9 protein-coding genes are annotated in these 6680 nt (G+C 72.5%); 6 read left to right on the forward strand and 3 right to left on the reverse strand.

The window, feature by feature from the left end; translation table 11 throughout:
* Positions 1-456: helix-turn-helix domain-containing protein (locus H5J30_RS13405; RefSeq protein ID WP_445194939.1), on the forward strand; the 456-nt coding region annotated here is incomplete at its 5' end.
* 164 nt (positions 457-620) lie between these two features.
* Complete coding sequence (locus H5J30_RS13410) at positions 621-1382, forward strand: N-acetyltransferase (RefSeq protein ID WP_181787659.1); 762 nt, start codon at positions 621-623, stop codon at positions 1380-1382.
* Between the two features lie 117 nt (positions 1383-1499).
* Here the strand turns inward: H5J30_RS13410 and H5J30_RS13415 are convergent, their stop codons facing one another.
* On the reverse strand, positions 1500-1988 hold the full coding sequence (locus H5J30_RS13415; RefSeq protein WP_181787660.1) for a DinB family protein: 489 nt from the start codon (positions 1986-1988) through the stop codon (positions 1500-1502).
* Positions 1989-2367: 379 nt separating this feature from the next.
* Complete coding sequence (locus H5J30_RS13420) at positions 2368-2868, reverse strand: ATP-binding protein (RefSeq protein ID WP_181787661.1); 501 nt, start codon at positions 2866-2868, stop codon at positions 2368-2370.
* Between the two features lie 903 nt (positions 2869-3771).
* On the opposite strand from H5J30_RS13420, the gene H5J30_RS13425 reads away from it, so the two are divergent.
* From H5J30_RS13425 to H5J30_RS13435, 3 genes are all read left to right on the forward strand, one after another.
* Positions 3772-4617, forward strand: coding sequence for a helix-turn-helix domain-containing protein (locus tag H5J30_RS13425; RefSeq protein WP_181787662.1), 846 nt, complete (start codon positions 3772-3774; stop codon positions 4615-4617).
* Positions 4614-4859, forward strand: a complete 246-nt coding sequence (locus H5J30_RS13430; RefSeq protein ID WP_181787663.1) for a DUF397 domain-containing protein — start codon at positions 4614-4616, stop codon at positions 4857-4859. Before H5J30_RS13425 ends, H5J30_RS13430 begins: the two co-directional genes overlap by 4 nt.
* Positions 4860-4944: 85 nt before the next feature.
* The gene (locus H5J30_RS13435; protein WP_181787664.1) at positions 4945-5934 is read left to right on the forward strand and encodes a winged helix-turn-helix domain-containing protein; all 990 of its coding nucleotides are present in this window, start codon (positions 4945-4947) and stop codon (positions 5932-5934) included.
* Here H5J30_RS13435 and H5J30_RS13440 read toward each other — a convergent pair.
* On the reverse strand, positions 5921-6247 hold the full coding sequence (locus H5J30_RS13440; RefSeq protein WP_181787665.1) for an ArsR/SmtB family transcription factor: 327 nt from the start codon (positions 6245-6247) through the stop codon (positions 5921-5923). The genes H5J30_RS13435 and H5J30_RS13440 overlap by 14 nt on opposite strands.
* A gap of 85 nt (positions 6248-6332) precedes the next feature.
* Here H5J30_RS13440 and H5J30_RS13445 point away from each other — a divergent pair.
* Positions 6333-6680, forward strand: a 348-nt coding sequence (locus H5J30_RS13445) for an MFS transporter (protein WP_181787666.1), incomplete at its 3' end; no start/stop codon positions are given.

The raw sequence follows: 6680 nt of genomic DNA on the forward strand, positions 1-6680 counted from the left end.
CACCGCGGCGACGGCCACCTCGCGGCGCTGCTCACCGCGGACCTGGACGCCGTCGAGTCGCTGGTGTCCTTCGCGGCGGTGGGCGCGGCGGCAGAGGAGACCTTCGCCAGCCGTGGCTGGAGCGACGCCGAGTGGACCGCGGCCCGCTCCCGGCTCGCCGCCCGCGGGCTGGTGACGGTGGATGGGGCGGCTGAGGGGGGTACGGGCGAGGGCGGTACGGCGGCGGGCGGTACGGCTGAGGGCGGTACTGCCACGGGCGGTACTGCCACGGACGCCGGCCGCGCGCTGCGCGCGGAGGTCGAGCGCCGTACGGACGAACTGGCGGCGGACCCGTGGCGCGCGATCGGCGCGGACGGCGCGGAGCGGCTGGCGGACCTGCTGGGCGGGCCGTGGGTGAAGGTGCTGGGGTCGGGGATGCTGCCGGGGGAGAACACGCTGGGCGTCGGCAAGGTGTGAGGGCGAGGGGTGTGGTGCGGTAGGCGCGGGGTGGGGGAGGGGTGTGGTGCGGGAAACGCGGGGCGTGGGAGGCGCGGGAGGGGCGGGATGCGTGAGGGGGAGCGCACCCCGGGCACGCCTTCCGCGCCCCCGCCACGGCCCCACGCCTCGTTACACTCCGCCGCATGGAGCCGATCCGCGTCACCAGCCTCGCCGAACGCCCCGAACTGTGCGCCCGGCTCTGGGACATGACGGATTCCTGGCCGGAGTTCATGACCCACGACCACGTCGCGAACGCGCTGCACGAGCGGATCGCCGAGGTCTTCCCCGAGTACGTCCACGTCGGTACCGACGACTCCGGCGCGGTGGTCGCCCGGGCGTTCTCCGTACCGTTCGTGCTGCGCGGCGCGGGACGTGACGGCACGCTCCCGGGGCGCGGGTGGGACCAGGTCCTGGTGTGGGCGTTCGACGACCGGCGGGACGGCGTCGAGCCGGACACCGTCAGCGCCATCGAGATCGCCGTCGACGCGGGGCGGCAGGGCCGCGGGCTGTCCGCCGTGATGCTCGGCGCGATGCGCTCCGCCGCCGCGGACCGCGGCTTCGCCGAGGTCGTCGCCCCCGTACGGCCCAGCGCCAAGCACCACGAGCCGCACACCCCGATGCGCGAGTACGCCACCCGCACCCGCGAGGACGGCCTCCCGCACGACCCCTGGCTCCGCGTCCATGTCCGCGCCGGCGCCACCCTGGCCGCCCCCGACCCGGTGGCCCCGGCGTCGATGGTCATCGGCGCCCCGCTCGCACAGTGGCGAACCTGGACGGGCCTCCCCTTCGACAAGGAGGGCTGGACGACCGTCCCGGGCGCCCTGACCCCGGTCCGCTGCGAACCGGACCACAACTGGGCGGTTTACGTGGAACCCAACGTCTGGGTCCGCCACCACCTGCGCTGACGAAGTCCCTCGGCGGGGTCGGCGGATCGCGCAGGTCCCCTCTGCCGGGTCCGGCTCCGCTACCGCTCCGGTGGTTGCACCGGCCGCCACGGCAGATCTGCCCGGCCCCGCCTCCGGTCAGCGGCCTGTCGCGCCGTCGATCTGTTCGCGGAGGATGTCCGCGTGGCCCGCGTGGCGGCCCGTTTCCTCGATCATGTGCGTCAGCGCCCACCGCACGCTCGGCCCCTTGCCGCCCCGGCACGGTACCTGCGCACCCAGGTCCGCGCAGCCGTCGAGGACCTGGTTCGCGCCCTCGACCGCCTCGCGGTAGCCCGCGACGACCTCCGCCACGCTCGCCTCCGCCGGGGCTTCGAACGTCCCGGGCCAGTCGGTGACGCGTTCGCCGAGGAACGTCGCGCGTTCGACGTGGGTGAGGTGGTGCAGCAGGCCCAGCAGGTTCGTACCCGACGGGACTCCGGCCGTGCGCACCTGCGGCTCCGGGGCGTCCTCGACCTTCGCGGCGATCGACGTACGGAGGTAGTCGAGGAAGCCCCGCAGGGTCTCGGCCTCCGTGCCTCCGGTGCGGGGCGGTGGGGTGTCCCTGCGGCGGGATGGTGCGCTGGCCATGGGCTGCCTTTCGACGGGTGGTGCTGGGATGGTGCTGACGTTGCGCTGTGGTGGTGCTGCGGTGGTGCTGCGGTGGTGCTGCGGTCGTGCTGTGGTGGGCGGTTTCGACGGGCGTTTCGACGCGCGGTCTCCGTACGCCGCCAGTGTTTGCACACCGCACCCCCTCCCGCGAGGAACCTTGCCGTTCCGGCAACGGATCCCCCGCCACCGCCCCGCCTCTCCGTGCGAGCTTCCGCGCGACGCCGGCCCGCGGTCGAGGACCGCCCTGCGCACCTCCGCCGGGCTGCGGGACTCGGGTTCGGGACGCTGGAGTTCGAGACGGGGCGGGGTGCAGTCGGGCGGAGCAGGTCAGAGACGTGCGGTCCCGGGCGTTCGCGGGTCACCTGATACGTACCGGCCCCGCCGCCCGCCGTCCCGGCGCCGACTCCCCGCGCAGGTCCAGCTCCACGCGGACCGTCTTGCCGACCGGCACCCGGTCCAGCACCGCCCACCGGTCGGCCAACTCGTCGACGAGCAGCAGCCCGCGCCCGGATTCCCCCTCCGGTACGGGCAGCGCGCCCACCTGATCCGGCCCCGGCGGACGCCGCTGCCCGCGGGCGTCGGACACCTCGATCCGGATGGCGCCCCCGAGGAGGGACAGCCGCAGCTCGAAGTCCCGCCCGGGTACGCGCCCGTGGGTCACCGCGTTCGCCGCCAGCTCGGCGACGATGGCGGCGGCGTCGCAGACGGTGGCGGTCTGCGGTACATCCCAGGAGTGGAGCTGCATGATCGTCAGGTGCCGGGCCAGCCGGGCACCGAGTGGGGTGGAGCTGAAGCGCTGGCTGAACACACGTACGGTGACGGGCGGGGGGAGTGGGTGTGGCGTGGAGGGTGCGGTCATGCCCCCGAATCTGGCCTGGGGGAGGGCTGTTGACCAGCTCGTACGCGGATACGTGCGGGGCTGTACACGTATAAAGGCTGGACGGTACGGGTAACGGACCGTAACTCCCGCGCTGTCCTGCGCTCCCGCGCCGTCGTACGCTCCCGCACCGTTCTACGCTCCCGGGCCCTCTCTGCCCTCTCTGCCCTCTCTGCCCTCTCTGCCCTCTCTGCCCTCACTCCCGCCCTAGGGTATGCGCCTGGTCTGACAGCGCCGGGGTTTCGGCGGGTGCGGCGGGGTCTGGTCCGTTCGGTGGGGCGGGTTCGGGGGGTCTGTGTCGGGGTGGGGCGGTGTCGCGTGGGCTCCCCCCGGGCCACCCTGCTTTTCAGTGTGGGCCTGCGTCCGGTGTCAAGGGCGTTCCCTCCGCTTCGCTGCGGGAACGTCGCTGCGCGATGGGGCTTCGCCCCACCCTTGACACCGGACTCCGGCCCGAAACAGACCCGCAGCTAAGGGTGGCCCAGGGGGAGCGGCACCCCTTGAAGCCCATACGCCCCGACCCCCCGGACGACGGGGGCCGGCCGGTCGGCACCGGGCCTGCCCCGTACGCAGACGGTCCCCGTTCCGGTGCCCGAACGGTGCCGGGGCCCTGTCCGGTTACCGGTGCCCCGGGCCCGAGTTGGGGCTTTCGGGGCCGGGTGGGTGGCGCTGGGTGGGCGAAAGTCGGGCCGCGTGGGTGGTTTGCCCGGGTTTCTGGGCGGTGTTGCGGTGAGTTTGTGCCGGTGGCGCGCATTCCGGCGGGCTTGAGAGTGGGTGTGTACGTGTCCAACTGTACGGAGTGACGGGATGGACAGTAGTGGTTACCGTGCGTAAGCATCTCTGTGCGGGGTGTTCAAGGCGGGCCAGGTGAGTGGGAGGTGGCCGCTGATGGCCGGGGATGTGAGCGGGACGGGTGGTTCCGGGAGTGAGCCGGAGCCTTCGGACAGCATGAGGACCTTCGGCGCGATGGTCCAAGCGCTGCGGGAGCATGCGGGGTTGAGCCGGGAGCAGCTTGGAGAGCATGTGCGGTATTCGAAGCACATGGTCGCGTCGATCGAGGTCGGGCGGCGGTTGCCGCCGCAGGGGTTCGTGGAGCGCGCGGAGCCGGTCCTCGGCAACACGGGTGCGCTGCGGCGGTCGGTGCCGCATGTGGTGCGCAGGCCCGGGTTGGCCCGGTGGTTCCGGGAGTGGGCGCGGTTGGAGACGGAGGCGATCAGCCTCTATACGTACGAGTGTCGGCTGATCCCGGGGCTGTTGCAGACGGAGGCGTACGCACGGACGTTGTTCGGAAACCGGCTGCCGCCGTTGTCGGACGAGGAGATCGATGCCCAGTGGGAGGTGCGAGCGGAGCGGCAGCGACTGCTGTGGGAGCGGGTCAACACAGCGTTCAGTTTCATTCTGGAGGAGCACCTGCTTCTGCGGCGGGTGGGTGGGGTAGAGGTCACGCGTGGGTTGATCGGCCAGATTCTGGATGTCGCCGGGCTCCGTAACGTCGAGATCCAGGTCATGCCTCTGGTGAAGGAGGCGCACGCCGGGCTGAACGGGCCGATGCAACTGCTGGAGACCCCGGAGAACCAGTGGTTCGCGTACAACGAGGGCCACGAAAGTGGCCTGCTCATCTCTGACCCGAAAGTGGTCAGTGTGCTCCAGCGGCGGTATGCCAGGATGTGCGCGCAGGCTCTCACCCCCGAGGATTCCGTGAGCCTGTTGCAGCGGATTCGAGGAGCGCTATGAACCCCTCTGACCTGGCCTGGTTCAAGTCCAGCTACAGCAGCAGTCCTTCCGGCGACTGCATTGAAGTCGCCGTCTCCTGGCGCAAGTCCAGCTACAGCAGCGGCGACTCCGGTGACTGTGTCGAGGTTGCTGCCTGTCCCTCCGTCGTCCATGTCCGTGACTCCAAGGACAAGACCGGGCCCCAGCTCGCCTTCACCCCCGGCGCCTGGGCCGACTTCGTCGCCTTCGCCCGGCGGCTCTGACCCCCTGCGGCGTACTGCGCGGTGTGTGCGGGAAGTTGCCCTGCAACTGAGACCGCGTGCCGTACGTCTCAGCAACGGGGGAATCATGCTTCACATCGAGTTCACTTCTGCCGATCTGAACCGGCTGCGGGCGGCCGGGGACGTCAGTCCCATGTGGGAAGTCGTCCTCAGCTTGCAGGCGTTGCAGACCGCGCACGCCGCGCTCGCGCTCGACCCCTGGCGGCGGCGGGTGCGGGGCGAGGTGGCCGATGCCGGGCTGGGGGAGATCGTCGGGTCGTTGCAGCGGGTTTGTCCCGAGGCCGCGTACTTTCCGGACTTTCTCACGCCCAGCGCCGGGGGCGGGCGGACGCTGGACGCCGAGTTGGAGCAGGTGCTGCGGACGCCGAAGGCCCGGCTGCGTAAGGAGATCGGGCTGCTCTGCGCCGATGGGCGGCCGCCGCGGGGGGCCCGGCGGTTGGCCGACGGGGATCCCGGGGCGCTGCGGCGGCTGGGGAATGCGGTGCGGCGGTACTACGCGGTGGCCGTGGCGCCGTACCGGGAGGCGATCCGGTCCGCTGCCGCCGCCGATCGGCCCGTGCGTGCCGAGGCCGCGTTGCGGGAGGGTGCGGAGGGGCTGCTCGCCAGTTACGCGCCCGAGGTGACCTGGAGCGGGGACCGGCTGGAGTGTGCGTACCCGGTGAGCCGGGGGTTCTCGCTCGACGGGCGGCCGCTGACGCTGATCCCGTCGTTCTTCTGCACCCGCAGGCCCGTCGCGCTCGCCGACCCCGAACTGCCCCCCGTGCTCGTCCATCCGCTCACCCCCGCGCCCGGCTGGCTGCCGGGCCCCGATCCCGCTTCGCGCGCCGGCGACTCCCTCGTCCGGCTCATCGGCCTCACCCGTGCCCGCGTCCTGGAGCTGCTCGACCGGCCGATGTCGACCGGGCGGATCGCCGACGCCCTGTACGTCGCGCCCGCCAGCGCCAGCCGGCACGCGGCTGTCCTGCGCGAGGCCGGGCTCGTGCGGTCCGAGCGGCGCGGGCACTGCGTGCTGCACCGGCGTACGGACCTGGGGGAGGCCCTGCTCAACGGGGGGTGACGTCGGCTGCCGCCCCGTTCAGTACCGAGTCCAGCAGGCCGGGGAACCGCTCCTCCAGGTCGTCCCGGCGCAGCCGGACCAGCCGTGTCCGGCCCTGCACCGTCGTCCAGGTCACGCCCGCTTCGCGCAGCACGCGGTAGTGGTGCGACATGGTCGTCTGGTGGACGTCGAGGTCGCCGCCGATGGCGTTGCAGCTCTCCTCGCCCGTCGCGGCCAGCCGCAGGACGACCTCCAGCCGCACCGGGTCGGCGAGCGCGCGCAGCACGTCCACCATCCGGATCGACCCGGCCGCGGGCTGGGACACCTCGCGCATCGTTCTCCCCTCGGGCGTCTGCCCGCAGCCTACCCATTCATTGATACATGGACAACCATCCATGTATTGCCTACAGTGCCGTTCCGTGACCAGACAGCTCCTCCCCCTCGCCCTCGCGACCTTCGCCGTCGGCACCGACAGCTACGTCATCGCCGGACTCCTCCCCGCCATCGCCGCCGACCTCGGGGTCTCCACGGCCGCGGCCGGCCAGCTCGTCACGGTCTTCGCCCTGACGATGGCCGTCTCCGCCCCGGTCGTCGGCGGGCTCACCGGCGGCCTCGACCGGCGGACGACGCTGCTGATCGCCCTCGGCGTCTTCGTCGTCGGCAACGCCGCCACCGCCCTGGCCACCGGCTACGGGACCGCCATGGCCGCCCGCGTCGTCACCGCCGTGGGCGCCGGTGTCATCAACTCCGCCGCCTCCAGCACCGCC

The sequence above is a fragment of the Streptomyces phytophilus genome, from assembly GCF_013870535.1.
Lineage (GTDB): Bacteria > Actinomycetota > Actinomycetes > Streptomycetales > Streptomycetaceae > Streptomyces > Streptomyces phytophilus.